At 65.3% G+C, this 23,202-nt stretch carries 20 protein-coding genes, 6 tRNA genes and 1 other RNA gene; 6 read left to right on the top strand and 21 right to left on the bottom strand.

What is annotated here, in order from left to right; translation table 11 throughout:
- Positions 1 to 29: 29 nt before the first annotated feature.
- Positions 30 to 347, bottom strand: a complete 318-nt coding sequence (locus ACZK3W_RS04665) for a DMT family transporter (protein WP_010483859.1) — start codon at positions 345 to 347, stop codon at positions 30 to 32.
- A 300-nt stretch (positions 348 to 647) separates the two neighbouring features.
- On the opposite strand from ACZK3W_RS04665, the gene ffs reads away from it, so the two are divergent.
- Positions 648 to 744, top strand: an RNA gene (gene ffs, locus ACZK3W_RS04660) — signal recognition particle sRNA small type.
- Between the two features lie 78 nt (positions 745 to 822).
- Here the strand turns inward: ffs and ACZK3W_RS04655 are convergent.
- From ACZK3W_RS04655 to ACZK3W_RS04645, 3 genes are read right to left on the bottom strand one after another with little or no spacing between them, the layout of a single operon-like run.
- Positions 823 to 1,212 (bottom strand): nuclear transport factor 2 family protein, encoded by a 390-nt coding sequence (locus tag ACZK3W_RS04655; protein WP_134951058.1) that lies wholly within the window; start codon positions 1,210 to 1,212, stop codon positions 823 to 825.
- Positions 1,209 to 1,976 (bottom strand): MBL fold metallo-hydrolase, encoded by a 768-nt coding sequence (locus ACZK3W_RS04650; RefSeq protein ID WP_121504042.1) that lies wholly within the window; start codon positions 1,974 to 1,976, stop codon positions 1,209 to 1,211. The genes ACZK3W_RS04655 and ACZK3W_RS04650 overlap by 4 nt, the downstream gene beginning before the upstream one ends.
- Positions 1,976 to 2,725 carry a 3-deoxy-D-manno-octulosonic acid kinase gene (locus ACZK3W_RS04645; RefSeq protein ID WP_049400634.1) on the bottom strand — a complete coding sequence of 250 codons (750 nt, stop codon included), beginning with the start codon at positions 2,723 to 2,725 and terminating at the stop codon, positions 1,976 to 1,978. Before ACZK3W_RS04645 ends, ACZK3W_RS04650 begins: the two co-directional genes overlap by 1 nt.
- 20 nt (positions 2,726 to 2,745) lie before the next feature.
- On the opposite strand from ACZK3W_RS04645, the gene ACZK3W_RS04640 reads away from it, so the two are divergent.
- Entirely contained in the window at positions 2,746 to 3,792 is a 1,047-nt protein-coding gene (locus tag ACZK3W_RS04640; RefSeq protein ID WP_478450509.1) for a glycosyltransferase family 9 protein, read from the top strand.
- Positions 3,793 to 3,810: 18 nt separating this feature from the next.
- On the opposite strand, the gene ACZK3W_RS04635 is transcribed toward ACZK3W_RS04640, so the two are convergent.
- Both ACZK3W_RS04635 and ACZK3W_RS04630 read right to left on the bottom strand, forming a co-directional pair.
- Positions 3,811 to 4,215, bottom strand: coding sequence for a DUF6165 family protein (locus tag ACZK3W_RS04635; protein WP_046982834.1), 405 nt, complete (start codon positions 4,213 to 4,215; stop codon positions 3,811 to 3,813).
- Positions 4,216 to 4,492: 277 nt separating this feature from the next.
- Positions 4,493 to 4,582, bottom strand: a tRNA-Ser gene (locus tag ACZK3W_RS04630).
- Between the two features lie 164 nt (positions 4,583 to 4,746).
- Between ACZK3W_RS04630 and ACZK3W_RS04625 the strand changes: the two genes are divergently transcribed.
- Entirely contained in the window at positions 4,747 to 5,451 is a 705-nt protein-coding gene (locus tag ACZK3W_RS04625) for a PP2C family protein-serine/threonine phosphatase (RefSeq protein ID WP_032129328.1), read from the top strand.
- A 69-nt stretch (positions 5,452 to 5,520) separates the two neighbouring features.
- On the opposite strand, the gene dnaQ is transcribed toward ACZK3W_RS04625, so the two are convergent.
- From dnaQ to ACZK3W_RS04610, 3 genes are read right to left on the bottom strand one after another with little or no spacing between them, the layout of a single operon-like run.
- Complete coding sequence (dnaQ, locus tag ACZK3W_RS04620) at positions 5,521 to 6,252, bottom strand: DNA polymerase III subunit epsilon (RefSeq protein ID WP_032129327.1); 732 nt, start codon at positions 6,250 to 6,252, stop codon at positions 5,521 to 5,523.
- A 4-nt stretch (positions 6,253 to 6,256) separates the two neighbouring features.
- Positions 6,257 to 6,709 carry a ribonuclease HI gene (gene rnhA, locus ACZK3W_RS04615; protein ID WP_032129326.1) on the bottom strand — a complete coding sequence of 151 codons (453 nt, stop codon included), beginning with the start codon at positions 6,707 to 6,709 and terminating at the stop codon, positions 6,257 to 6,259.
- A gap of 13 nt (positions 6,710 to 6,722) precedes the next feature.
- Positions 6,723 to 7,367: a methyltransferase domain-containing protein gene (locus ACZK3W_RS04610; protein WP_049400387.1), complete on the bottom strand. Its 645-nt coding sequence runs from the start codon at positions 7,365 to 7,367 to the stop codon at positions 6,723 to 6,725.
- 11 nt (positions 7,368 to 7,378) lie between these two features.
- On the opposite strand from ACZK3W_RS04610, the gene gloB reads away from it, so the two are divergent.
- Positions 7,379 to 8,143, top strand: a complete 765-nt coding sequence (gloB, locus tag ACZK3W_RS04605) for a hydroxyacylglutathione hydrolase (protein WP_032129324.1) — start codon at positions 7,379 to 7,381, stop codon at positions 8,141 to 8,143.
- Positions 8,140 to 9,339: a lytic transglycosylase domain-containing protein gene (locus tag ACZK3W_RS04600; RefSeq protein WP_032129323.1), complete on the top strand. Its 1,200-nt coding sequence runs from the start codon at positions 8,140 to 8,142 to the stop codon at positions 9,337 to 9,339. Before gloB ends, ACZK3W_RS04600 begins: the two co-directional genes overlap by 4 nt.
- Before the next feature lie 167 nt (positions 9,340 to 9,506).
- Here ACZK3W_RS04600 and ACZK3W_RS04595 read toward each other — a convergent pair.
- From ACZK3W_RS04595 to tig, 12 genes are all read right to left on the bottom strand, one after another.
- Positions 9,507 to 10,741, bottom strand: a protein-coding gene (locus ACZK3W_RS04595; RefSeq protein ID WP_478450508.1) for an IS3 family transposase whose coding sequence is annotated in 2 segments (ribosomal slippage) — positions 9,507 to 10,390 and positions 10,390 to 10,741 — 1,236 coding nt in all. Because the reading frame shifts where the segments join, the coding sequence is not laid out codon by codon here.
- Between the two features lie 112 nt (positions 10,742 to 10,853).
- Positions 10,854 to 12,809 (bottom strand): peptidyl-prolyl cis-trans isomerase, encoded by a 1,956-nt coding sequence (locus tag ACZK3W_RS04590; RefSeq protein WP_100437402.1) that lies wholly within the window; start codon positions 12,807 to 12,809, stop codon positions 10,854 to 10,856.
- A gap of 182 nt (positions 12,810 to 12,991) precedes the next feature.
- Positions 12,992 to 13,068: transfer RNA gene (locus tag ACZK3W_RS04585), tRNA-Asp, on the bottom strand.
- Positions 13,069 to 13,174: 106 nt separating this feature from the next.
- A tRNA-Asp gene (locus ACZK3W_RS04580) sits at positions 13,175 to 13,251 on the bottom strand.
- An 87-nt stretch (positions 13,252 to 13,338) separates the two neighbouring features.
- Positions 13,339 to 13,415, bottom strand: a tRNA-Asp gene (locus ACZK3W_RS04575).
- 85 nt (positions 13,416 to 13,500) lie between these two features.
- Positions 13,501 to 13,577: transfer RNA gene (locus ACZK3W_RS04570), tRNA-Asp, on the bottom strand.
- A 26-nt stretch (positions 13,578 to 13,603) separates the two neighbouring features.
- Positions 13,604 to 13,678 (bottom strand) — tRNA-Val (locus tag ACZK3W_RS04565).
- 11 nt (positions 13,679 to 13,689) lie between these two features.
- Complete coding sequence (locus ACZK3W_RS04560) at positions 13,690 to 13,962, bottom strand: HU family DNA-binding protein (RefSeq protein ID WP_004146343.1); 273 nt, start codon at positions 13,960 to 13,962, stop codon at positions 13,690 to 13,692.
- Positions 13,963 to 14,179: 217 nt separating this feature from the next.
- On the bottom strand, positions 14,180 to 16,630 hold the full coding sequence (lon, locus tag ACZK3W_RS04555) for an endopeptidase La (RefSeq protein WP_049422624.1): 2,451 nt from the start codon (positions 16,628 to 16,630) through the stop codon (positions 14,180 to 14,182).
- Positions 16,631 to 16,772: 142 nt separating this feature from the next.
- Entirely contained in the window at positions 16,773 to 18,062 is a 1,290-nt protein-coding gene (clpX, locus tag ACZK3W_RS04550) for an ATP-dependent Clp protease ATP-binding subunit ClpX (protein ID WP_032129320.1), read from the bottom strand.
- 126 nt (positions 18,063 to 18,188) lie between these two features.
- Positions 18,189 to 18,815, bottom strand: a complete 627-nt coding sequence (clpP, locus tag ACZK3W_RS04545) for an ATP-dependent Clp endopeptidase proteolytic subunit ClpP (protein ID WP_004146318.1) — start codon at positions 18,813 to 18,815, stop codon at positions 18,189 to 18,191.
- 76 nt (positions 18,816 to 18,891) lie between these two features.
- The gene (gene tig, locus ACZK3W_RS04540) at positions 18,892 to 20,187 is read right to left on the bottom strand and encodes a trigger factor (RefSeq protein WP_049400909.1); all 1,296 of its coding nucleotides are present in this window, start codon (positions 20,185 to 20,187) and stop codon (positions 18,892 to 18,894) included.
- A 562-nt stretch (positions 20,188 to 20,749) separates the two neighbouring features.
- Between tig and ACZK3W_RS04535 the strand changes: the two genes are divergently transcribed.
- Positions 20,750 to 23,185, top strand: coding sequence for a DNA-directed RNA polymerase (locus ACZK3W_RS04535; protein ID WP_445683833.1), 2,436 nt, complete (start codon positions 20,750 to 20,752; stop codon positions 23,183 to 23,185).
- Positions 23,186 to 23,202 lie beyond the last annotated feature (17 nt).

Raw genomic sequence — 23,202 nt, 5'->3', positions numbered from 1 at the left:
GATTCCTTTCTCCGCCCAACTAAATGCATTCAGCTACTCGAGAGTTTCATCAGCACCAGGCCGGAAACGATCAGCACCGCCGCACCGATCCGCATCGGGCTGACCTGCTCACCGAGGAAGACGATGCCGACCACGAACGCACCGACCGCGCCGATGCCGGTCCAGATCGTGTAGGCGGTGCCCAGCGGCAGGCTGCGCATGGCCACCGCCAGCAGCCAGAAGCTGGCGATCATGCCGATGATGGTGACCACGGTAGGGGTGAGCTTGGTGAAGCCTTCGGACTGCTTCATGGACACGGCCCAGACGATTTCCAGCAGGCCGGCGAACAACAGATAGATCCAGGCCATGACAGCCCTCCTCTTGGTAGGGCCAGGCCGTCCTGGTCATTGATTCCCGATGCGGGGGAGGTCGTTCCTCCTGGCCGGCATTCTAGCAACGCCGGTCGGCGCGGGGCGTTGCCGGCAGACGCGGGTTACAGCCGATTCAGTGCACGAAGCTGGCGTCGATGTACCTGCCTGCGCTATAGTTGCCGTCTGCCATCGGCCAGCCGATGTGCAGTCCGGCTGTGGTCTCCGGCGCATCGCGCGCTGCTTCCCCTGATCCGTGAACCGGCCGCCCACTGGGCGGCCAACGTCTCTATGGTGGCCCCGTCGGCCCCTCGCGACGCTAGGTCGAAAATCCCGCCAGGGCCGGAAGGCAGCAACGGTATCGATCGACGCGGGCGCCGAGGTCAGCCGGCGGGGCCACCGCCTTTTCGGGCGTGGCCCCACTTCTGGTAGCTGCCAATCTTGGTTGGCGCTTTTCGCCGGGCATGGCCCGGCGCTACCGCGCCTCAGGCGTGCCCTGGTGAAACACCACCCTCCATTCCTGCGCATGCCGTCGCCACAGCGAACTGCGCAACACCCAGCCCTGGGCCTGGCCATCAACGTGATAGCGGCTGCGGTAGCGCACCTGGGCCAGATCCTCGGCCAACAGCCACACCGCGTACTGTTCCGATTCGATCAGCACCTGCGCGCGCTCCAGCGGGATCTCCTGCAACGCCGCATCACGGCCGTAGCATTGCCCGGAACTGCCGATCTCGCTGAAATCCTCGTCCAGAAGTGCCGCCAGTTGCTCGCGATCGGCCCGCACCTGCGGCGCATGCAGCGCGCGTTCCAGCGCCTCCAGCTCGGCAGCCAGCGCCGCGTCGGCGGGCTGGCCAGCACCGCTCACGGCGGATCCTGCACCAGCACGTGCGCTGCCGTGGGGTTGGCCAGCGGCACGCACTGCCCCGGCTGCGCCACACGGTGCCCCCGCGCGGCCAGCGCCTGGCCGTCGGCCGCGCTCGCATAGTGGTAGAGCATCATCCGCGCCTGCAGTTCGGCGCTGTACTCGCGCTCCAGGTCGTCCACGCCAGTATGCGACGGGTTGCCGTGCAGGCCGCAGTCGTGCGCGATCAGTTCATTGTCGTTGGCGAAGCGGGCCAGCATCTCCGGAATCGGCCGGGTATCGCCGCTCCAGGTCAGCGCACCCTGCAGGCGCAGGCCATAGGCCGTCTCCGGCCAGTGGTGGCGCACCGGGAAAACTTCCAGGCGCACGCCCTCGTGCCAGAACGCCTCGCCCACCACGACCAGCTGGAACGCATCCCAGAAGTTGGCACCGCCCTCGGCCAGCACATTCGGATAATCACCGATGCGCTTGTGCAGCAGCGGCACCACCGTGGCGGGCACGTACAGGCGCACCTTGCCGCGCCGGTGCGCGTTGAAGAAGGTATCGACGAACAGGCGCTCGAAGCCCGCTACGTGGTCCAGGTGCACATGGGTGACGAACAGCGCCTGCGGCATGTGCCCGTAGTGCGCCTTGAACGCGGTCAGGCCTTCGCCGCCACAGTCGATGGTCAACCACGGCCGACCGTCCCGTTCGATCACCGACATCGGCGACCCCAGCTCGACCGCCGACGCATTGCCGACGCCGAGGAAACGCAACGACCAGTCCATCAGGTGCCCCGGTTCCAGGCCATGTCATAGGCGCGGCGCAGCCGCGCGTAATCCTTCTGCACGTCTTCCATGCTGCGCTCGCCGCGCAGCTTGATCAGCGAGCGCAGCAGGCGCTTGAGATTGCGTTCGCGCCAGGCGGTCGCCGGGATGCGGATCACCCCGCGGTCGAAGTCGATCAACCAGCCGTGGCCGTTGCCGTCGAACAGGATGTTGTGCGCATTGAGGTCGGCATGGTCCAGGCCGGCACGATGGAAGCGGGCGATCAGCCGCCCGGTCTCCTCCCACGGTGCGCCCCGGCCCGCGACCAGCGCGCGGTCGGCCAGCGAACGGACACCCTCGATCCGCTCCATCAGGATCGCAGCCCGGTAGCGCAGGCCCTCGCGCATGTAGAACGCCGCCAGTGGCCGGGGCACCGGCAGCTTTTTCTCGCGCAGCGCGCGCATCAGCCGGAATTCGGCGAAGCTGCGCGTCCGGTCCGCGCCGCGCCAGAGGTACTGGTCATGGCTGATCTTCGCCGCCAGGCCACCGCGCAGGTAGTGGCGCAGCACGCTGGCGCCGAACGGCGCATCGACGAACCAGGCGCTGCCACGACCGCCCTCGCCCACCGGCCGAGCCCTGCTGCCCCAGTGCTGGGGCGAGAACAGGCCGATCTCGGCTTGCCGCAGCCGCTCGCGGTCGAACAGAATGGCCCCGATGCCGCGACCCTCGCGGCATGGCGTCAGCGCTTCATTGGCGTCGAATGCGACCATTTCATTGAGTCTAACAACACATGGCATCAGCGTCCTCCTCCTTGTGCCTCCTGCGCCTGTCCGCACTTGGCGATGTCACCCACGTGGTGCCCCTGGTGCGCACCCTGCAGGCTGCGCGCCCGGATACGCCGATCCACTGGATCATCGACAAGGCCGGCCACAAGCTGCTCGACGGCCTGCCCGGTGTCACCTTCCATGCCTACGACAAGAAGAGCGGCATGGCCGGGGTCAAGGAACTGCGCAGGCAGCTGCCGCCGGGGCGCTTCGAAGCGCTGTTGCAGATGCAGGTGGCGTTCCGCGCCAACCTGCTGTCGGCCTTCATTCCCGCAGAGCGTCGCATCGGCTATGACCGCAGCCGCTCGAAGGACCTGCATGGTCTCTTCATCAACGAACGCATCCCCGACCGCCCCGGCATCCATGTGCTGGATGCCATCGGCAGTTTCTGTGAACCCCTTGGCCTGCGCCAGACCGAGGTCAGCTGGGACCTGGCGGTGCCACAGTCCGCGTATGAGTGGGCTGCCGCGCAATGGCAGGACGATGGCCGCCCGGTGTTGATGATCTCGCCCTGTTCCAGCCACGTGCGCCGCAACTGGTATGCAGACCGCTACGCCGCCGTGGCCAACCACGCCGCACAGCGCGGTTGGCAGGTGGTGCTGTGCGGAGGCCGCAGCGAACTGGAGCGCAGCATGGCCGATGCCATCCAGGCGCAGCTGCACACACCGGCGCTTGACCTGGTCGGCAAGGACACCTTGAAGCAGCTGCCGGCGCTGCTGGCCCGCGCCAATCTGGTGATGACCCCGGACTCGGGCCCGATGCACATCGCCAACGCGATGGGCGCCAAGGTACTGGGCCTGCACGCGGCCAGCAACCCGAACCGCAGCGGTCCCTATTCCGACCGCCGCTACTGCGTGGACCGCTACGACGATGCCGCGCGCAAGTACCTGGCCAAGCAGGCCTCGGATCTGAAGTGGGGCACCAAGATCGAGTTCGACGATGTGATGGAACTGATCAACGTGGAAGACGGTATCGCTGCGTTCGAACGCTACGTCGCCGACCACCTGGGGTGAGCAGCAGGCTGCCCCGGATTACGCGCGCTGCGCGTAATCCTGGTAGGACTTCTCTTCCACGTACGCCGAACCCAGCGCCAGGTTGATCGCCTTCTTGATGCGCGCGCGTTCGTCATTGCGCAGGTAGACGCTGCGCGCCAGGTCGATGAAACCCTGGTCGAACGCCTGCGCCTTCTCTTTCAGGCGGATGTCGTCCTCGATGTCCCACAGCTGCTCGTTGACCGCCTTCAGCTCGGCACGCAGCTTGGCGATGTCCTTCACCGCCGCCGGGTGTGCCATCCAGGTCTGCTCCAGCGCCGACAGTTCTTTGCGCACATTGGCCAGCTTGCCCTCGTCACTGATGCGCTCGGACTTGATCTGCAGGATCGAGATCTTGTCCAGCAGCTCGCCGAAAGAAACGGGGACGAGGATTTCAGCAGTCATGGGGAAAGCTCCAGCAGGTGATGCAGGCAGTTTAACCCGCAGCTCGCGATGGAATGGGTAGATCCACGGCATGCGTGGATGAGCCTGCCAGCAGGAACAGCATCCACGCATGGCGTGGATCTACTGATGCACCTGCCCCGACAGGGGCGGGGAGAGGCCGGCAAAGGGAGGGGCCCACAGGTTGCGCAGCAACGTGTGGGGCGACGCGCAGAGCGCGGCGCGTCCCGCGCCAGATTAAAAAAAAGGGCTGCCTTTCGGCAGCCCTTTTTCTTTAATCTGGCGGAGAGGGGGGATTCGAACCCCCGAGGCGCTATAAACGCCTGCCTGATTTCGAGTCAGGTACATTCAACCACTCTGCCACCTCTCCGGGTGGTCCCCGGCGGACCGGGGACGCGCATCATACGAGGAAGTGAGGCCGACGACAAGTCATTCCGGCCAACGAAGTGAAAATTTCCTGAGCGCATGCCTTGCCGGATGCGCGCAGCCACCCGATGATGCCTGTCTCCCCAGCAACACCCCGCCCCAGCGCCCATGATCGAATTCGGACACCTCACCCACCCCGGCATGCGCCGCGAGCTCAACGAGGACACCTACTACGGTGACAGTGAGCTGGCCCTGTGGCTGGTGGCCGACGGCATGGGCGGGCACGCCTGCGGTGAAGTGGCCAGCGCGCTGGCGCGCGAGACCATCGTGCGCGAGATCCGCCGCGGCGCACCGCTGGCGCAGGCCATCCGCACCGCCGACGAAGAGATCATCCGCGCCTCGCGCCGGCGCAACGACACGTTGCCGATGGGCACTACCGTGGTCGCCGCACGGGTACAGGGCAACCGCTATGAAGTGGCGTGGGTTGGCGACAGCCGTGCCTACCTGTGGCGCGACGGACAGCTGGCCCAGCTCAGCCAGGACCACAGCGTGGTGCAGGAGCTGGTCGCGCAGGGCAACCTGACCGCCGAACAGGCGCGTGCGCATCCGCACCGCAACGTGGTCACCCAGGCGCTGGGCGTGACCGATCCGGCGCATCTGAACGTGGCCACCACCAGCGGCGAACTGCGCCCGGGCATGCAGCTGCTGCTGTGCAGTGACGGCCTGACCGAGGAAGTGGACGACCGCAGCATTGCCCGCACCCTCGCCTTCGAGGATGCCAGCGCACAGGAATGCGTGGACACGCTGGTCGCCGCCGCGCTCGACGGCGGCGGCCGCGACAACATCAGCGTGATCCTGGTGCGCTGCCACTAACCGGTAGATCCATGCCATGCGTGGATGCGGCGCTGCCGGCCAGCGGCCGGCACTACCCCATCCCAGGCATTACGCGCTGGCGGGCTCTTCCACCTTCGGGCCATCCCACAGCGCGTGGCCAGCCTTCTTGCGCAGCCGCTCCAGTCGCGCCGCATGCGCTTCCAGCTCCGACGGCGTGGCCACCACGCGCGGGCGCGGCAGCAGCTTGCTGGTGTCGAAGGCCTGCAGCGCCGCACCGGCAGCACCGCCATCGTCATCGCCCAGACCGAAGCCGATTTCTTCCTGGCCCGAGGTCAGCGCGATATAGACGTCGCCCAGGATCTGCGCATCGAGCAGGCCGCCGTGCAGCGCACGGTGCGAGTTGTCCACGCCCAGCCGCTTGCACAGCGCATCCAGCGAATTGCGCTGGCCCGGGAAGCGCTCGCGCGCCATCACCAGGGTATCGATCACGGTGCAGCGGTCGGTGATCTTCCCGTACTGCGGCCCCAGCAGCGACAACTCGTTGTCGAGGAAGCCGAGGTCGAACGCCGCGTTGTGGATGATCAGCTCGGCGCCATCGATGAAGGCCAGGAACTCGTCGGCGATCTGCGCGAAGTCCGGCTTGTCATCGAGGAACTCCAGGGTCAGGCCGGTGACTTCCTGCGCGCCCTGTTCGAACTCGCAGTCCGGCTTGATGTACTGGTGATAGTTGTTGCCGGTCGGGCGGCGCTTGAACAGCTCCACGCAGCCGATTTCGACGATGCGGTTGCCCTTCTTCCACTCCAGGCCCGTGGTTTCGGTATCGAGGATGATCTGACGCATGGGCTCAGTTTACCGGGCTGGCGTCGCGGATCTGGATCGCCGCGTTGCGGGCCAGCGTATCCACCCGCTCATTGTCCGGGTCGCCGGAGTGACCCTTCACCCAGCGCCAGTCGATCTGATGCCGCAGCGTGGCCGCCTGCAGGCGCTCCCACAGCTCGCGGTTCTTTACCGGATCGCCGCCAGCCGTCTTCCAGTTCTTGCGGATCCAGCCCGGCATCCACTGGGTCAGACCCTGCCGCACATACTGCGAATCGGTATAGAGCACGATGTTGCACGGCTCGGTCAGCGACTCCAGCCCGGAAATGGCCGCCATCAGCTCCATCCGGTTGTTGGTGGTGTGCGCCTCGCCACCGCTCAGTTCGCGCTCGTGGCCCTTGTAGCGCAGCAGCGCAGCCCAGCCGCCGGGGCCGGGATTGCCAAGGCAGGAACCGTCGGTGTGGATTTCGATGGTTTTCAATACAACTCCAGAATCAGGTAGCTACGGTGCCGTGCCAGCGCACCGGCAGCGGTTTCGGCCCAGGCAGGGCCAGCGTACGTTTTTCCGCATGGAACAGGCAGGCCGCGCGCAGCGGCGCCCAACCTCCGGGACGACGGCTGCCCGCACCGCGCCAGAGCGGGCCCAGGTAACGCATATCGTCGCATTCCAGCCCATGACGGCCGAGCAGCAGGCGGATCCGCTGTGGCGTGCGCACCACCAGTCCATGCTGGCGCCATCGCGTGCGATACGGACTGAACGGATTGAGGCTGCTCAGCCACAGATGGCCGCCCGGCATCAGTACGCGCTCGCACTCGTCGAGCAGCCGGTCGGCATCGGCCGCGGTGACATGCTGCAGCACGATCGCATTTACGCTTTCATTGGCCAGCGGCAGCGGCAGCGCACAACGGGTGTCGCCGGCATAGCCCTGCCCCTGCCGGAACAGGCGCAGACCGCGTCCGCCCAGCTGTGCATCGTCCAGCCAGGCCGCACTTGGTGCGATCCACAGCCAGGGCTGCGCCGGCAGCACCGACAGCTGCGGCAGCAGCAATTGCCGCTCCAGCACGCGCAAGGCCTCCGCCGGTTCACTGTCGAACCACGGGGTCTGGCTCGCTTGACGGGTGCTCTGCAGCGCGGGCATGGTCCAATTCTATGCGACTGACTGCCCTGCCCGCATTTGCGGATAACTACATCTGGACGCTGATCGACAACGAGGGCGCTGCCGTGGTCGTCGACCCCGGCGATGCCGCGCCAGTGCTCGCGCTGGCCGATCAGGGCCTGCGCGTGGACACGATCCTGCTCACCCATCACCACGACGACCACATCGGTGGCGTGCCGGCATTGCAGGCGCGTTTCCCCGGCGTACGGGTCATCGCGCCGGTCGAGGAACGCATTCCCACGGCCACCGAGCGGGTCGGCGAAGGTGAACGCGTTCAGGCACTGGGCCGGACGTTCCACGTACTATCCGTGCCCGGGCATACCCGCAGCCACATCGCGTTTCACACTGCTGAACATCTTTTCAGCGGAGATTCGTTGTTCAGCCTGGGCTGTGGACGCCTGTTCGAAGGTACGCCGTCCCAGCTGCTGGCGTCGATGCGCAAGCTGGGTGCCCTGCCCGCGCAACTGCTGCTTTGTTGCGCTCATGAGTACACCGTGTCAAATGCCGTCTTCGCGCGGCATGTCGACCCCGCCAACGCTGCCTTGTGGCAGCGCCAAGAGGAGGCTTTGGCCATGCGCCGCGATGACCGTTCCACCCTGCCGGTAACCCTGGCCAACGAATTCGACTGCAATCCCTTCCTGCGTGTGCACGCTGCACCGATCCGTGCGTCGGTGTCGGCACACCTGGGCCGTGACGTCGTGGACGACGTCGACGTGATGGCCGGTCTCCGGCACTGGAAAGACGGCTTCCGCGCATGATGCGCCGAAGTCTGCCGCTGGCCCTGGGCCTTGCCCTGGGGCTGGCCGGAACCGCGGGCGCACAGTCGCTGGGCGCCGGCATCAGCCAGAACCTGACCGCCGCTGCGGCGCTGCCGCTGGATCCGTCCGCGCTGCCTGCGCCCTCGGTGCGCAATGGTCAGGAGATCTTCACCAGCTTCCGCGACGGCCTGGCCGAGCCCAGCTGCGATGCCGAGGCTACCAGCCCGCGCTGGCAGAAGCAGTTCGCCCACGCCCCCTCGCGCCTGGCCAACCAGGATGACGATGCGCTGGTGCTGTTCGGCTATGTGGTCGAAGAGCTGCGCAAGGCGAACCTGCCCACCGAATTCGCGCTGATCCCATTCGTGGAAAGCGGCTATCGGCCCAATGCCCGCAACGGCAGCGGCCCGACCGGGCTGTGGCAGTTCATCGCCACCACGGCGCGCAACCACCGCGTGCCCATGGCCAACGGCTACGACGGCCGCCTGTCGGCGGTTGATTCCACCCAGGCCGCGGTGCGCTACCTGAAAACCCTGCACGGCATGTTCGGCGGCGACTGGCGCCTGGCCACCATGGCCTACAACGCCGGCGAGTACCGGGTACTGCAGTCCATGCGCAAGGCCGGCATGAACGCGCAGAATGCCAAGCCGGCAGCCCTGCCGGGGCTGTCGCCGGTTACCCATGCCTATGTCGAGAAGCTGCATGCCCTGGCCTGCGTGCTGGAAGACGTGGAGGACCAGCCTCGCGTGATGGCCTCGCTGGACCGCACCGTGCCGGTGTTGAAGGACCACACCCTGCCGGCTGGCACCAGCGTCCAGCAGTGGGCCGCACAGCGCGCCCTGGACCCCGCCAGGATCGCCCGCCTCAACCCGGCCCTGGCCGCCGGCAACCGCGCCTCCGGAACCACCCGGGTCCTGGCCCCGGTCTCGGCCGCTAATGCGACGGTGACGGAAGCCGCGACCACGCTGGTGGCCAGCACTGCACCGGTTGCCACGACCACGCCGACGCCGCAAGTGGCCAAGACCGTGGCCGCGATCGCCGACCGCCCGCGCAGCCGCCGCCACACCGTGCGTGATGGCGAGTCGGCCTGGACCATCGCCCGCCGCTACGGTATGCCGGTAAAGGCCCTGCTGTCGCTGAACGGCCTGAGTGGCAGCAGCGTGCTGAAGCCTGGCGCAGTGCTGCGCGTGGAAGACTGACGGCCCCAACACCGCGGTATCTGCTCTCTGTAGAGTCGAGCCATGCTCGACTTCCGCTCGCGGGATGGTCGGCGCAAAAAGCAGTCGAGCATGGCTCGACTCTACATAGCCGCAAGTGACTCGTCCTGCCATAGGTTGACACCGATGGGTGGATGGTCCGACCGCCGTCAGGCGGCCAAAGACGCCCGATGCATCGCATCGGGCGTCTGCATTTTAAGGGACAGGTGGGGGCGCTCAGCGTTGTAGATGTCTACGGCCTCAGCCACCATCTGGCGGGCTTGCCCCAAGTCCCGTGGGCGATGAAGCAGGAACTCGCACTTGAGGATCCCGTTGACTCGCTCTGCCAGAGCGTTCTGATAGCAGTCGTAGCCGTCGGTCATCGAGCAGGTCAGGCCGTGCCGCGCATGGATCTTCTGGTAGTAATCCGAGCAGTACTGGATTCCACGATCAGAGTGATGGATCAGCTTCTGCGGTGTCTTTCTCCCTTTCAGCGCCATCTCCAGCGCCTGAGCTACCTGCTCTGTCTGTAGCGTTTCATGCACGCTCCAGCCCACGATCTTGCGCGACCAGGCATCGGTGACCAGGCTCAGATATACGAACTTCCCCTGCGTCGGCAGATAGGTGATGTCCGCCACCCACACCTGCTCGCTACCGGTTGGTATTACGCATCCTTGGCCAGGTTTGAGCAGATTCGGATGCCTGCGAAAGCGATGATGGCTGTCGGTAGTCTTGTGATAAGCCCGACGTTTCGGTACCAGCAGGCGCGCTTCCCGAAGTACGTCAAACAACCGGTCACGTCCCATGGTGATTCCCGCCGCCTGCAGCTTCGGTTCGATCAAATAGTGCAACTTGCGCGTCCCGATCCGTGGCTGCCGCACGCGGCAATCGCTCACCAGCGCCAGTGCTTTGGTCTCGCTGGCGCGTCGTCGTTGATGCCGGCACCCCGCTTGATAGAACGCCTGTCGACTGATGCCGAAATGGCGGCAAGCCCTTGCCACGCTTACGCCTTTGAGGCGCCCTTGCGTGAGGACTTGCCTGAAGGCTTTTTTACGATGCGCACCCCGTAATCCTCTTTGAGGACATCCACGATGGCTTCGAAAAGCTGTGCTTTCTCGTTGGCCTCCCGTAACTGGACCTGCAGGGCCTTGATCTGTTGTTCCGGCGTCAGCGGCGTGGCCGGTCCACTTTTGGGAGAAGTCGTCATGGGGGCAGATGATGCACCACCTGACCAATCCTGCCGACCATGGCGGCGAAGCCACTTCAGAACCGTGCTGCTGCCTTGGATACCGTATCGCTCCTGAGCCTTCTTATAGGTCAGTTCTCCACGCTCGACCTGATCGACCACGGACAACTTGAAGGCCAGCGAGTAATCCCGCTGACTGCGCCTGATTGTTGATTTCATTGAACATTCCTTTTCCAGAGGGAAAAGGTGTCAACCCAATTCAGGACGGGTCAAAGCACAAAAAAAGGCCCGGCATTGCCGGGCCTTCTTCGATCCTGCCCCGCCGCGAGGCTTACAGGTTCTCTTCGGTGGTCTGGATCACGAACTTCCTGCGCATCGCCTCGACGTAGGCCTTGGCTGCGGCCATGCCGTCGATCTGGCTCAGCTGATCCTTGAGCTGCTTCTGCTGCTCGGCGGTCACTTCCTTGATGTCGCCCGGGTTGACCTTGTTCACTGCGAACAGCAGCGCGTGGCCGTTGACGTCGACCTTGCCGTAGCTCGGCTTGCCTTCCGCCGGCACCGGCGCACTGAAGATCGCGCGGTTGATTTCCGGGGTCGGCACCGGCTGGCTGCGCGGCAGGCCCGGCATCGGGCTCAGCTGCAGCTTCTCGCTGGCGGCCAGCGACTGCAGGGTGGCACCAGCCTTCAGCTTGGCCAGCACGGCGTCGGCGGCCTTGTCGCTGGCCTGGCGCTGGCGGTCGGCGCGGATCGCGGCGATCACCTGTTCACGCGCCTTGTCCAGCGGCGTTGCCTGTTCCGGGGTATGCGCGGCAACGCGGATGACCACGCTGTGGTTGGTGGCACCGCCCAGGGCGATCGGGTCGCTGGCAGTACCATCCTGCACCAGCACTTCGGAGAAGGCCGCACGCAGCACAGCCGGATCGGTGGCGATGCCACTGGCGGTTGCGCGGGTGATCGGGCCCAGGGTCTGCAGCGGCAGGTTTACTTCCTTGGCCGCAGCAGCAAGATCACTCGGGCTCTTGTTGATGGCATCGACCAGGTGGCCGGCCAGCTCGTTGAAGCCGCGCTCGCCGTCGGCCTTCAGCTGCTCGGCGGCCAGCGTGTCACGCACTTCCTCGAACGACTTGCCTTCGCCGCCACGCACCGCGGCGACCTTGATGACGTGGTAGCCGAAGTCGGTCTTGACCGGGCCGATCACGTCACCCGCCTTGGCGGCGAACAGGGCGTCTTCGAACGGCTTGACCATCGCGCCACGCTCGACCCAGCCCAGATCACCGCCCTGGTCCTTCGAACCCGGGTCTTCCGAATTGGCCTTGGCCAGTGCAGCGAAGTCGGCACCCGCCGCCTTGGCTTCGGTGGCGATCTTGTTCGCCTTGGCTTCGGCACCGTCACCGGTGATCAGGATGTGCGCGGCCTGGCGCTGTTCCGGCGAAGTGAACTTCGCCTTCTCGTCCTCATAGCGCTTGCGCAGGGTCGCTTCGTCGGCCGCGGTCGGTGCCGGCAGGTTGGCGCCATTGATCTCGACGTATTCCAGCGACACGCTTTCGGCCTGGCGGAAATCCTTGCCGTGGCTGTCGTACCACTGCTTGATCTGCTCATCGGTGACCGGCGCGGTATCGGCCGGAACCTCCGGCAGCGCGGCCAGTTCGACGTCGCGGGTCTCACCCAGCAGCTTCAGCAGGCGCTCGGTCTCGGCCTGGGTGACGAAGCCCGAATTCTGCAGGCCCGACGGGATCACCGACTGCTGCAGGCTCTCGCGCACCAGCTCCTGGAACTGCGTGGGGGTACGCGGCGGATTGCCACCGGCCAAGGCCAGGCGGTAGTTGTTCTCGTTGAACTTGCCGTTCGAATCGAGGAAGGCCGGGATGGTGGCGATGTACTCGCGCACCGCGCCATCGCCGATCACAACACCGGCCTGCTCGCCCACCAGGCGCACGACCTGCTCGTCGATCAGCTGATCGAGCACGGCCATCTTGTTTTCAGTGCTTTCGAACGCGCGCGGGTCGAAGTTCTCGCCCTGCTGCTGGCGCTCACGCATGCGCTCCTGCTCGAAGCGGGTGCGGAAATCCTGCGCGCTGATCTCGTGGTGCTGCCACAGCATGCGCACCGGCCACCACGACGGTGCCGAACGCCACCAGGTCGGAGGCGCGGAAACCTTGGCCACGTTCTGTGCGCCAACGCCACCCAGGTAGCTGTTGTCGATCACGAACAGGAACGGAATCATCAGCAGCCCCAGGATCACGGTGACGATCCAGCCTGAGGTCTTGTCGCGGAGTTTCTGCAGCATGGTGAGGAATCACAAGGCCTGATTGGCGAGCCCGGCAGTGTAACCCGCTTCGTCGCAGGGACCAAAAGCAGCGCCGGCGCGGCCTGCGCCGATCTCCGCGGACCTGTGCCGTCAGCACCTCGGCAGGCCTGCCGCAGGGCACAAAGAAAAAGCCCCCGGCTTGCGCCGAGGGCTTTTAAAGTTGGCGGAGCGGACGGGACTCGAACCCGCGACCTCCGGCGTGACAGGCCAGCATTCTAACCAGCTGAACTACCGCTCCGCGCTGAAACTTTGCAGGCGCCCAGTATATCCGAAGACTCCCTGGAAACCCAGCCCGATGAACACTTTTTTCAAAGTTTTTTCACAGGGACTTAAGAATTCTGCAATGGCGGAGCGGACGGGACTCGAACCCGCGACCTCCGGCGTGACAGGCCAGCATTCTAACCAGCTGAACTACCGCTCCGTTCTTGCAAAAACCTTTTCGCCTTCCTTCCGAACCTGTCGGTGAGAAGACAAGGCCCCCAGCTTTAGGCCGGGGGCCTCGATGTAGTGGCGGAGCGGACGGGACTCGAACCCGCGACCTCCGGCGTGACAGGCCAGCATTCTAACCAGCTGAACTACCGCTCCGCATTGTTGCTATTTCCTGTTTTCCCACCGGCCTGGACCAGGGAGAAAACAAAGCCTCCAGCTTTTGGCCGGAGGCCTCGTTGAATGGCGGAGCGGACGGGACTCGAACCCGCGACCTCCGGCGTGACAGGCCAGCATTCTAACCAGCTGAACTACCGCTCCACACTCAAACTTTTACCGCGGTGCTGTGGTGGGTGCTGAGGGTTTCGAACCCCCGACCCTCTCCGTGTAAAGGAGACGCTCTACCGCTGAGCTAAGCACCCCAGCGAGCCGCTTAGTTTACAGCATCCTTCAGGGCCTTACCAGCCTTGAACGACGGATTCTTCGAAGCAGCGATCTTGATGGTGTCGCCGGTCTTCGGGTTGCGGCCGGTGCGGGCAGCACGGTCGCGGACCTGGAAGGTACCGAAGCCAACCAGGGTGACCGCATCGCCGTCCTTCAGCGCCTTGGTGACGGCAGCAACGACGGCATCGACAGCGCGGCTGGACTCGGCCTTGGTCAGGTCGGCAGCTTCAGCAACGGCATCGATCAATTCGGTCTTGTTCATTCTCTACAACTCCTTTGGCGGTGGGTTCCGCTTATTCGACAGGGAAGCAACCGCACGCCTTCTGCATGCGGCCGCCATGTGGAAACGGTTCGCCGATTCAGTCATCGCTGACAGCGATCACTCATTCGCGAGTGCTGCTTTTATACCAGTGGCCCTACCCCCACGCAAGCTGGAAAGCCAGCAACGACGCGGGTTTCGGGCCATCGGACAGCGCGCGTCAATGCTTGACGCGCGCGCTTCCACTCGGTTTGGCCTTGCTGCGCACCGTGACACGCTGCGCACTCTTGCGCGCCTTCTTCGGTGCCAGCGGGCGCTCCAGCGCCAGGTCCAGGACTTCTTCGATGTACTTCACCGGCACGATCTCCAGATCGCGGGTGACGTTGGCCGGAATGTCTGCAAGGTCCTTGCGGTTCTCTTCCGGAATGATGACCGTGCGGATACCACCGCGCAGTGCGGCCAGCAGTTTCTCCTTCAAGCCACCGATGGCGGTGACACGACCACGCAGGGTGATCTCACCGGTCATCGCCACGTCGGCACGCACCGGCACCTTGGTCAGCATCGACACCAGCGAGGTGACCATTGCCGCACCGGCACTCGGTCCGTCCTTCGGCGTGGCGCCATCGGGCACGTGCAGGTGCACGTCGTGCTTCTGCAGGAAGTCGCTGTCGATGCCAAAGCCCACGGCGCGCGAACGCACCACCGACAACGCCGCCGACGCCGATTCCTTCATCACGTTGCCGAGCTGGCCGGTCAGGATCAGCTGGCCCTTGCCCGGCACCAGCGTCGATTCGATCTGCAGCAGATCGCCACCGACTTCGGTCCACGCCAGGCCGGTGACCAGGCCGATCTCGTTCTCTTCCTCGGCGCGGCCGAAATCGAAGCGACGCACACCCAGGTACTTGTCCAGGTTCTTGCTGGACACGCTCACCAGCGCCTTGGACTTCTTCGCGCCCTTCTTCGCCTTCACCGGCTGCGGACCGGCCAGCGCGATCTCCTTCACCACCTTGCGGCAGATCTTGGCGATCTCGCGTTCCAGGTTGCGCACGCCCGATTCGCGCGTGTAGTAGCGCACGATGTCCTGGATCGCATCGCTGCCGATCTCCAGTTCTTCCGGCTGCAGGCCGTTGGCCTTGATCTGCTTCGGCACCAGGTAGCGGGTGGCGATGTTGAGCTTCTCGTCCTCGGTGTAGCCGGGGATGCGGATCACTTCCATGCGGTCCAGCAGCGGGCCGGGAATATTGAGCGAGTTCGAGGTGGCCACGAACATCACTTCGGACAGGTCCAGGTCCACTTCCAGGTAGTGGTCGTTGAACGCGTTGTTCTGCTCCGGGTCGAGCACTTCCAGCAGCGCCGACGACGGATCGCCACGGAAGTCCATCGACATCTTGTCGATCTCATCCAGCACGAACAGCGGGTTCTTGCTGCCGACCTTGTTGAGGTTCTGCACGATGCGACCCGGCATCGAACCGACGTAGGTACGACGGTGGCCACGGATCTCGGCTTCATCGCGAACGCCGCCCAGCGACATGCGCACGAACTTGCGGTTGGTAGCCTTGGCGATGGACTGGCCGAGCGAGGTCTTGCCCACGCCCGGCGGCCCGACCAGGCACAGGATCGGGCCCTTCATCTGCTTCACGCGCGACTGCACCGCCAGGTATTCAAGGATGCGCTCCTTGACCTTCTCCAGGCCGTAGTGGTCGGCGTCGAGGGTGTCCTGCGCGGCCTTCAGGTCCTTGCGCACCTTGCTGCGCTTCTTCCACGGCACGCCCAGCAGCCACTCCAGGTAGTTGCGCACGACCGCCGCTTCGGCCGACATCGGCGACATCTGCTTGAGCTTGTTCAGTTCATTGCGTGCCTTGGCTTCAACCGCCTTCGGCATGCCGGCTTCGGCGATCTTGCGGGCCAGCTCTTCCAGCTCGCCTGGTGCGTCGTCCAGGTCACCCAGTTCCTTCTGGATGGCCTTCATCTGTTCATTGAGGTAGTACTCGCGCTGGCTCTTCTCCATCTGCGACTTCACGCGGCCGCGGATGCGCTTTTCCATCTGCTGCACGTCGATCTCGCCATCGACCAGGCCGACCAGCATCTCCAGGCGGTCACCGACGGCCAGCGTTTCCAGCAGGCGCTGCTTGTCGGCCAGGCGCACGCTGATGTGCGCAGCGATGGTGTCGGCCAGGCGGGCCGGCTCATCGATGCCCGACAACGTCTGCAGCAGCTCCGGCGGCAGCTTGCGATTGGTCTTCACGTACTGCTCGAACAGCGACATCAGCGAGCGGGCGATCGCCTCCACCTCGCGTGCTTCGCGCTCGTCGGTGGCGTCGATCTCCACGGCCTGGCCGTGCAGCGAGCCGTTACGCTCGTCGACGTGGGTGACCTGCACGCGCGACAGGCCTTCGACCAGCACCTTGATGGTGCCGTCGGGCAGCTTCAGCAGCTGCAGCACCTGCGCCAGCGTACCGACCTGGTAGAGGTCGGCCGCATGCGGGTCGTCGGTCTCGGCCGACTTCTGCGCCAGCAGCAGGATGCGCTTGTCCGCTTCCATTGCCTGTTCGAGCGCGTGCATGGACTTGTCACGGCCGACGAACAGCGGGATGACCATGTGCGGGAACACCACTACGTCGCGCAGCGGCAGGACCGGCAGGTCGAGGGTTTCACTTGGGGAACGGGCCATGGGGGCTCCAGGGAAGGGGAAAACCGCCTCCGGGAGGGCATCTTCCGGAGACAAAAAAAGCCGATGGCCCCGTTATGGGGCCATCGGCTTTCAGATGCAAGGCATTCCTTGAAAATCCTTTCCAATCAACAACCTGGAAGGATCACTCGGCGCCTGCGGCCTTCTGTTCAGGGGCCGCCGGGGTCTGGTAGATCAGGTACGGCTCGGACTTGTGCTCGATCACCGACTCGTCCACCACCACCTTGCTGACGTTTTCCTGCGACGGCAGGTCGTACATGGTGTCCAGCAGGACCGATTCGACGATGGTGCGCAGGCCGCGTGCACCGGTCTTGCGCTTGAGCGCCTTCCTGGCGATGGCCGACAACGCGTCCGGACGGAACTCCAGCTCGACGTTCTCCATCTCGAACAGCTTCTTGAACTGCTTGGTGATGGCGTTCTTCGGCTCGGTCAGGATCCTGATCAGGGCCGGCTCGTCCAGCTCCTCCAGGGTCGCCACCACCGGCAGGCGGCCGACGAACTCGGGGATCAGGCCGAACTTGATCAGGTCTTCCGGCTCGACTTCGGCCAGCACCTTGCCCACTTCCTGCTTGCGCTCGCTGCTCTTCACCTTGGCGCCGAAGCCGATGCTGCCGACGTCGGTGGAACGGGCCTGGATCACCTTGTCCAGCCCGGCGAACGCGCCGCCGCAGATGAACAGGATGTTCTTGGTGTCCACCTGCAGGAATTCCTGCTGCGGGTGCTTGCGGCCGCCCTGCGGCGGAACGCTGGCCACGGTGCCTTCGATCAGCTTCAGCAGGGCTTGCTGCACGCCTTCGCCGGACACATCGCGGGTGATCGACGGGTTCTCGCTCTTGCGCGAGATCTTGTCGATTTCATCGATGTAGACGATGCCCTGCTGCGCCTTCTCGACGTCGTAGTCGCACTTCTGCAGCAGCTTCTGGATGATGTTCTCCACGTCCTCGCCCACGTAACCGGCTTCGGTCAGCGTGGTGGCGTCGGCCATGGTGAACGGCACGTTGAGCAGGCGGGCCAGGGTCTCGGCCAGCAGCGTCTTGCCCGAACCGGTCGGGCCGACCAGCAGGATGTTCGACTTCGCCAGTTCGACGTCGTCGTTCTTCTGCCGGCTCTCGATGCGCTTGTAGTGGTTGTACACGGCCACGGCCAGCGTGCGCTTGGCGCGGTTCTGGCCGATCACGTACTGGTCGAGGACCTCGAGGATCTCGCGCGGCTTGGGCAGCGAACTGCGCGCCGACTGCGCCTTTTCCTCAAGTTCCTCACGGATGATGTCGTTGCACAGCTCCACGCACTCATCGCAGATGAATACGCTCGGACCCGCAATCAGCTTGCGCACTTCATGCTGGCTCTTGCCGCAGAAAGAGCAGTAGAGGATCTTGCCGGTGTCCGTGGAACGACCTTGGCGGTCTTCGCTCATGCTTCGCTTACCCAGTTACCCCACCCGCTGAACGGGGGTTCGATTCGAGAATAGCACAGGGCCGAGGGGACACCAGTCCCGCCCGACCCTGCAGGAACGGGGCCTCCATGGCCCCGTGATGGCCGGTCAGCCGGCCTGGATCGACTCGTCCGGACGACGCTCCAGGACCTGGTCGACCAGACCATAGGCCTGCGCCTCGAAGGCGCTCTTGAAGTTGTCGCGCTCGGTGTCGCGGGCGATCGTCTCCAGCGACTGGCCGGTGTGCTTGGCCAGCACCTCGTTCAGGCGCGAACGCAGGGTCAGGATCTCACGCGCGTGGATGTCGATGTCGGTGGCCTGGCCCTGGTAGCCACCCAGCGGCTGGTGGATCATCACGCGCGAGTTCGGCAGCGCATAGCGCTTGCCAGCTTCGCCCGCGGCCAGCAGCAGGGCGCCCATCGAGGCGGCCTGGCCGATGCAGGTGGTGCTCACATTCGGCTTGATGTACTGCATGGTGTCGTAGATCGCCATGCCGGCGGTGACCACGCCACCCGGCGAGTTGATGTAGATGTTGATGTCCTTTTCCGGGTTCTCCGACTCCAGGAACAGCAACTGCGCCACCACCACGTTGGCCATGTGATCGTCGATCGGGCCCACGAGGAAGATCAGGCGCTCTTTCAACAGGCGCGAATAGATGTCGTAGGCACGCTCGCCGCGGCTGGTCTGCTCGACCACCATCGGAACCAGGTTCAGGGCTTTGGTTCGGTTGTCCATTACGTGAGGTACCTATCTTGGGGGGCAACAACCCCGCGCCGGCAAAGGCGCGGGGCATCCGGTGATCCGCCCGGGCTTACTGGCGGATCGCGTCCTGGAACGACAGCTTCTCTTCGGTGTGCTGGGCACGCTCGGCGATCCAGTCGATCACCTGCTCTTCCATCACACGGTTCTGCAGGCCAGACATCAGCTGGGGGTCGTTGCGGTACATCTCAATGACCTGTTCCGGCTCTTCGTAGGTCGAAGCGATCAGGCGCATCGTTTCGTTCAGGCGCTTGGCTTCCAGGCGCAGGTCGTTGATGCGGGCCACTTCACCGACCAGCAGGCCGACCAGCACGCGCTTGGCGGCCGCTTCCTTGAAGCCTTCGTGGGCATCGGCCGGGATCTCGCCGACGTTCTGGCCGTTGCGGCGGATCTGCTCGACCTGCTGGGCCAGCATGGCGCGGGCTTCGTTCTCGACCAGGCGCGGCGGCATTTCCACCGACGAGTAGGCGGCGATCAGCTGCTCGCCCACTTCGCGGCGCAGGCGGTTCATCAGAGCGCCCTTCAGCTCGCGCTCCAGGTTGGCGCGGATGTCGCTGCGGAACTGCTCGACGTCGCCGCCCTTCACGCCGAAGCTCTTGATGAAGGCTTCGTCGACCGCCGGCACGACCGGCTCGGACACTTCGGCAACCTTGACGGTCACCTGCACGGTCTTGCCGGCCAGCACCGGCACGCGCCAGTCAGCCGGGAACTCGACGTCCAGGGTCTTTTCTTCGCCCTTGGCCAGGCCGACCAGGCCCTTTTCGATGGTGTCGAACATCATGCCCTGGCCGAGCACGATCGAACCCTTCTCGGTGCCCTCGGCCGGCAGGCGCTCTTCGCCGGCCTGCGACCAGGTTTCCACCGCGACCAGGTCACCGTCCTGCGCGCCACGGCTGACCGGGGCCCAAGTACGACGCTGGTTCTGCAGGTTCTCGATCATCTGGTCGATGTCGGCGTCGGTGATCTCGGCGCTGTGGCGCACGACGGTCAGCTTGCTGACGTCGATGTCGCCGAAGTCCGGCACCACTTCCACGGTGGCCACGAAGGAGAATTCACCCTCGTCGCCCTTGTCGATGCGCGGGCTGCCGACGATGCGCAGGTCGTGCTCACGCACGGCGGCATCGAAGGTTTCGCGCAGCAGGCCGTCCAGCGCCTCGCCACGGACCTGCGCGCCGAAGCGCTGCTCGATCACCTTGGCCGGCACCTTGCCCGGACGGAAACCCTTGATGCGGGTGGTACGGGCGATTTCGCCCAGGCGGCCGACGATGTGGCTCTGCAGACGCTCTTCCGGCAGCGAGAAGCTCAGGCGGCGTTCCAGGTTGCCGGTGGATTCGATCGAAGCTTGCATGTTGACTCCTGCCACCGGTGGCCCACGCCCCCGGCTCGATGATTGGGATGAAACGGTTGTAAGGACACGACGTCTGGGACGCGCCTGCTTGCCGCAGCCCTTTAGTTTCGCCCAATTCGGCCTGCACTGCCAGCGCGTGCCGGTCAAGGGGGCGCAGATGGCCCGATCAGGGCGGGGACAGGCCGGCACTGGTGCGAAAGGGGGGACTCGAACCCCCACGCCTTGCGGCACTGGAACCTAAATCCCGAAGCCCCTGCCGATTAGTCCTGACCACTCAACTACTTACAGCTTTCCAGTCTATCAGGTGACGCTTCGGGTGACATATAGGTGACGCCGGGTGCCACGACAGGTGACACCAGGTGACGCCGAATAAAGTGGTCATCTTCGGCGGACCTCCTCCTAGGACAACCATTCAGAACTACTCATTGCTGTTCACCACCGAGGACTACTACAGTTCCACATAGGTCCACCCAGGACCAACAACCGAACCACTCAGGACCGTACCGGGCAGCCCCCGGTGCGGTCCTCCCGTTTTGACTTTTGCATCCCCCGAGGGCAAACGATGACGACTTGGCAAGAGAACGACCTGCACGCCGCCCAGCTCGAACTGGAGAAGGAAAGCACCAGCCTGGGCATTGCCCGCTACGAGAAGATCAGGGAGCAGCGCCAGGAGGCCGAGACCGGCCCCGGCCGCAAGCTGGTCATGGAGAGCATCGACGCCACCGCCGCCGCGATCATGGCGTTCGTGGCCGAAGCCGACACCGGCAAGCCGGGCAAGCGCCACGCCGCCCTCAAGTTCATCCGCCACCTGAACCCCCACGCCCTCGCCTATCTGACCAGCTTCACCTGCGTCAACGCGCTGGTCGCCGATCACCGCAAGGCGGTGTCCGTGGCGATCACCCTGGGCCACGAGGTAGCCAACGAGATCAACTTCTCCCTGCTCCGCGAGAAGCACCCCGGCCTGTACCGGGTGGTCCAGGAGCAGCTCAAGAAGTCCACCTCGGCCCGGCACTCCACCGCCGTCATGCGGCACGTCATCGCCGACGCCGAGTTCGCCCCCGAGGACGACAAGCGCCTCTACCTGTCCGACAAGGACGCGCTGCTGGTGGGCATGAAGCTCATCGAGCTGTTCGTCGAGGCGACCGGGCTGGTCGAGCTGGTCACCGTGGCCGAGCGCGGCAAGCGCCACCTGCTGATCGCCGGGAATCAGAAGGTGCTCGACTGGCTGACCAAGGCCCACGACAGCGCCGCCCTGTACCAGCCGGTGCTGATGCCGATGGTCGTCCCGCCGCGTCCGTGGACCACGCCCCGTGACGGCGGCTACCTGACCGACATCGGCGGCCGGGCTGACCTCGTGCGTACCCGCAACCGCGCCTACAAGCGCGAGCTGGCGCTGGTCGATATGCCCAACGTCTACCAGGCCCTCAACGCCATCCAGGCAACCGCCTGGAAGGTGAACGTGCCCGTCCTGGAGGTCATGCGCGAGCTGTGGAACGCAGGCGGCGGTGTCGCCGGGCTGCCGGAGCGCGAGCTGATGGACCTGCCGAGCCGCCCTGCCCTGCTGGAGACCGACCCGGACTACTTCAAGGAGCACCACGCCGACGAGTTCAAGGAATGGAAGCGCGACCGCGCCAAGGTCTACGAGGCCAACGCGCGCAGCGTGTCCACCCGCCTCGCCGCCGCGCAGAAGATCGCCTTGGCGGAGAAGTTCGCCGAGTACCCCGCGATCTACTTCCCGCACAACCTCGACTTCCGCGGCCGGTGCTACCCCCTGCCCCCGACGCTGACCCCGCAGGGTGATGATGCGGCCAAGGGCCTGCTGACGTTCGCCCAGGGCGTGCCGCTCGGCGAGGACGGTGCCTACTGGCTCGCCATCCACGTCGCCAACTGCTTCGGCGTGGACAAGGTGTCGTTCAAGGAGCGCGTGGCCTGGGTGCGCGAGCACGAGGAGCAGATTCTCGACAGCGCCCTCGATCCGTTGGACGGCCAACGCTTCTGGATGGACGCCGACAGCCCGTTCTGCGCGCTGGCCGCGTGCTTCGAGTGGCTCGGCTACAGCCTCAACGGCCGCGATCACGTCTCCCATCTGCCCATCGCGCTCGACGGCTCCTGCAACGGCCTCCAGAACTTCTCGGCCATGCTCCGCGACTCCGTGGGCGGCGCAGCCACCAACCTGATCCCGCAGCCGAAGCCCGCCGACATTTATTCGCGCGTGAAGGACGTGGCCCAGGAGAAGCTGCGCGCCCGTGCCGAGAGCGGCGACCCGCTGGCGATCAAGCTGGACGGCCAGCTCACCCGCGACATCGTGAAGCAGCCGGTGATGACGCTGCCCTACGGCGTCACGAAGTCGGGCATGCGCGCCCAGGTGCTCTCCAAGTTCAAGAAGCTGGGCATGGAGGACGATTGGGAGACCGCCGAGTACCTGGCGACCCTGCTGTGGGAGTGCATCGGCGAGGTCGTGATCGCAGCCCGCGCGGCGATGGACTGGCTGCGTGATGCCTCCAAGGTCGCCTCGTCGGCCGACCTGCCGGTGAGCTGGACGACGCCCGCTGGCTTCCCGGTCCTCCAAGAGTACCGCGAGGAGGAAGGCGTCCGCATCCGGCCGCACGTCGGAGGCCGCGAGGTGAATTTAGTGGTCAACATCGGCGGTACTAAGCTCGACCGTCGCAGGCAGACCCTCGGGATCAGCCCGAACTTCGTCCACTCCTGCGACGCCAGCCACATGATGCTGACCACCTGCCTCGCGGCAGAGAACGGCATCGAGTCGTTCGCCATGATCCACGACTCCTACGGTACGCACGCGGGCCAGGCAGCAATCCTCGCCGCCGCACTCCGGCAGGCGTTCGTCGATCAATACAGCGGCGACGTACTGGCCGACTTCCGACAGCAACTCGTCGAGCAGCTCCCGCCAGAAGCGGCAGAGAAACTCCCCCCCCTCCCGCCGCATGGCGACCTGGACCTCAGCCTGGTGCTGGAGTCGCGCTATTTCTTTGCCTAGTCCATCCCCCTTTGGCA

Source organism: Stenotrophomonas sp. 80084_Sma (genome assembly GCF_056481995.1).
The sequence above is the reverse complement of the archived record's forward strand: the minus strand, read 5'-3'. Positions and strand labels throughout refer to the sequence as shown.

Coding starts and splice junctions, on each gene's coding strand:
- ACZK3W_RS04665 (WP_010483859.1), bottom strand. CDS start 347: ATGGCCTGGATCTATCTGTTGTTCGCCGGCCTGCTGGAAATCGTCTGG.
- ACZK3W_RS04650 (WP_121504042.1), bottom strand. CDS start 1,976: ATGGACTGGTCGTTGCGTTTCCTCGGCGTCGGCAATGCGTCGGCGGTC.
- ACZK3W_RS04645 (WP_049400634.1), bottom strand. CDS start 2,725: ATGGTCGCATTCGACGCCAATGAAGCGCTGACGCCATGCCGCGAGGGT.
- ACZK3W_RS04640 (WP_478450509.1), top strand. CDS start 2,746: ATGGCATCAGCGTCCTCCTCCTTGTGCCTCCTGCGCCTGTCCGCACTT.
- ACZK3W_RS04635 (WP_046982834.1), bottom strand. CDS start 4,215: ATGACTGCTGAAATCCTCGTCCCCGTTTCTTTCGGCGAGCTGCTGGAC.
- ACZK3W_RS04625 (WP_032129328.1), top strand. CDS start 4,747: ATGATCGAATTCGGACACCTCACCCACCCCGGCATGCGCCGCGAGCTC.
- dnaQ (WP_032129327.1), bottom strand. CDS start 6,252: ATGCGTCAGATCATCCTCGATACCGAAACCACGGGCCTGGAGTGGAAG.
- ACZK3W_RS04610 (WP_049400387.1), bottom strand. CDS start 7,367: ATGCCCGCGCTGCAGAGCACCCGTCAAGCGAGCCAGACCCCGTGGTTC.
- gloB (WP_032129324.1), top strand. CDS start 7,379: ATGCGACTGACTGCCCTGCCCGCATTTGCGGATAACTACATCTGGACG.
- ACZK3W_RS04600 (WP_032129323.1), top strand. CDS start 8,140: ATGATGCGCCGAAGTCTGCCGCTGGCCCTGGGCCTTGCCCTGGGGCTG.
- ACZK3W_RS04590 (WP_100437402.1), bottom strand. CDS start 12,809: ATGCTGCAGAAACTCCGCGACAAGACCTCAGGCTGGATCGTCACCGTG.
- ACZK3W_RS04560 (WP_004146343.1), bottom strand. CDS start 13,962: ATGAACAAGACCGAATTGATCGATGCCGTTGCTGAAGCTGCCGACCTG.
- lon (WP_049422624.1), bottom strand. CDS start 16,630: ATGGCCCGTTCCCCAAGTGAAACCCTCGACCTGCCGGTCCTGCCGCTG.
- clpX (WP_032129320.1), bottom strand. CDS start 18,062: ATGAGCGAAGACCGCCAAGGTCGTTCCACGGACACCGGCAAGATCCTC.
- clpP (WP_004146318.1), bottom strand. CDS start 18,815: ATGGACAACCGAACCAAAGCCCTGAACCTGGTTCCGATGGTGGTCGAG.
- tig (WP_049400909.1), bottom strand. CDS start 20,187: ATGCAAGCTTCGATCGAATCCACCGGCAACCTGGAACGCCGCCTGAGC.
- ACZK3W_RS04535 (WP_445683833.1), top strand. CDS start 20,750: ATGACGACTTGGCAAGAGAACGACCTGCACGCCGCCCAGCTCGAACTG.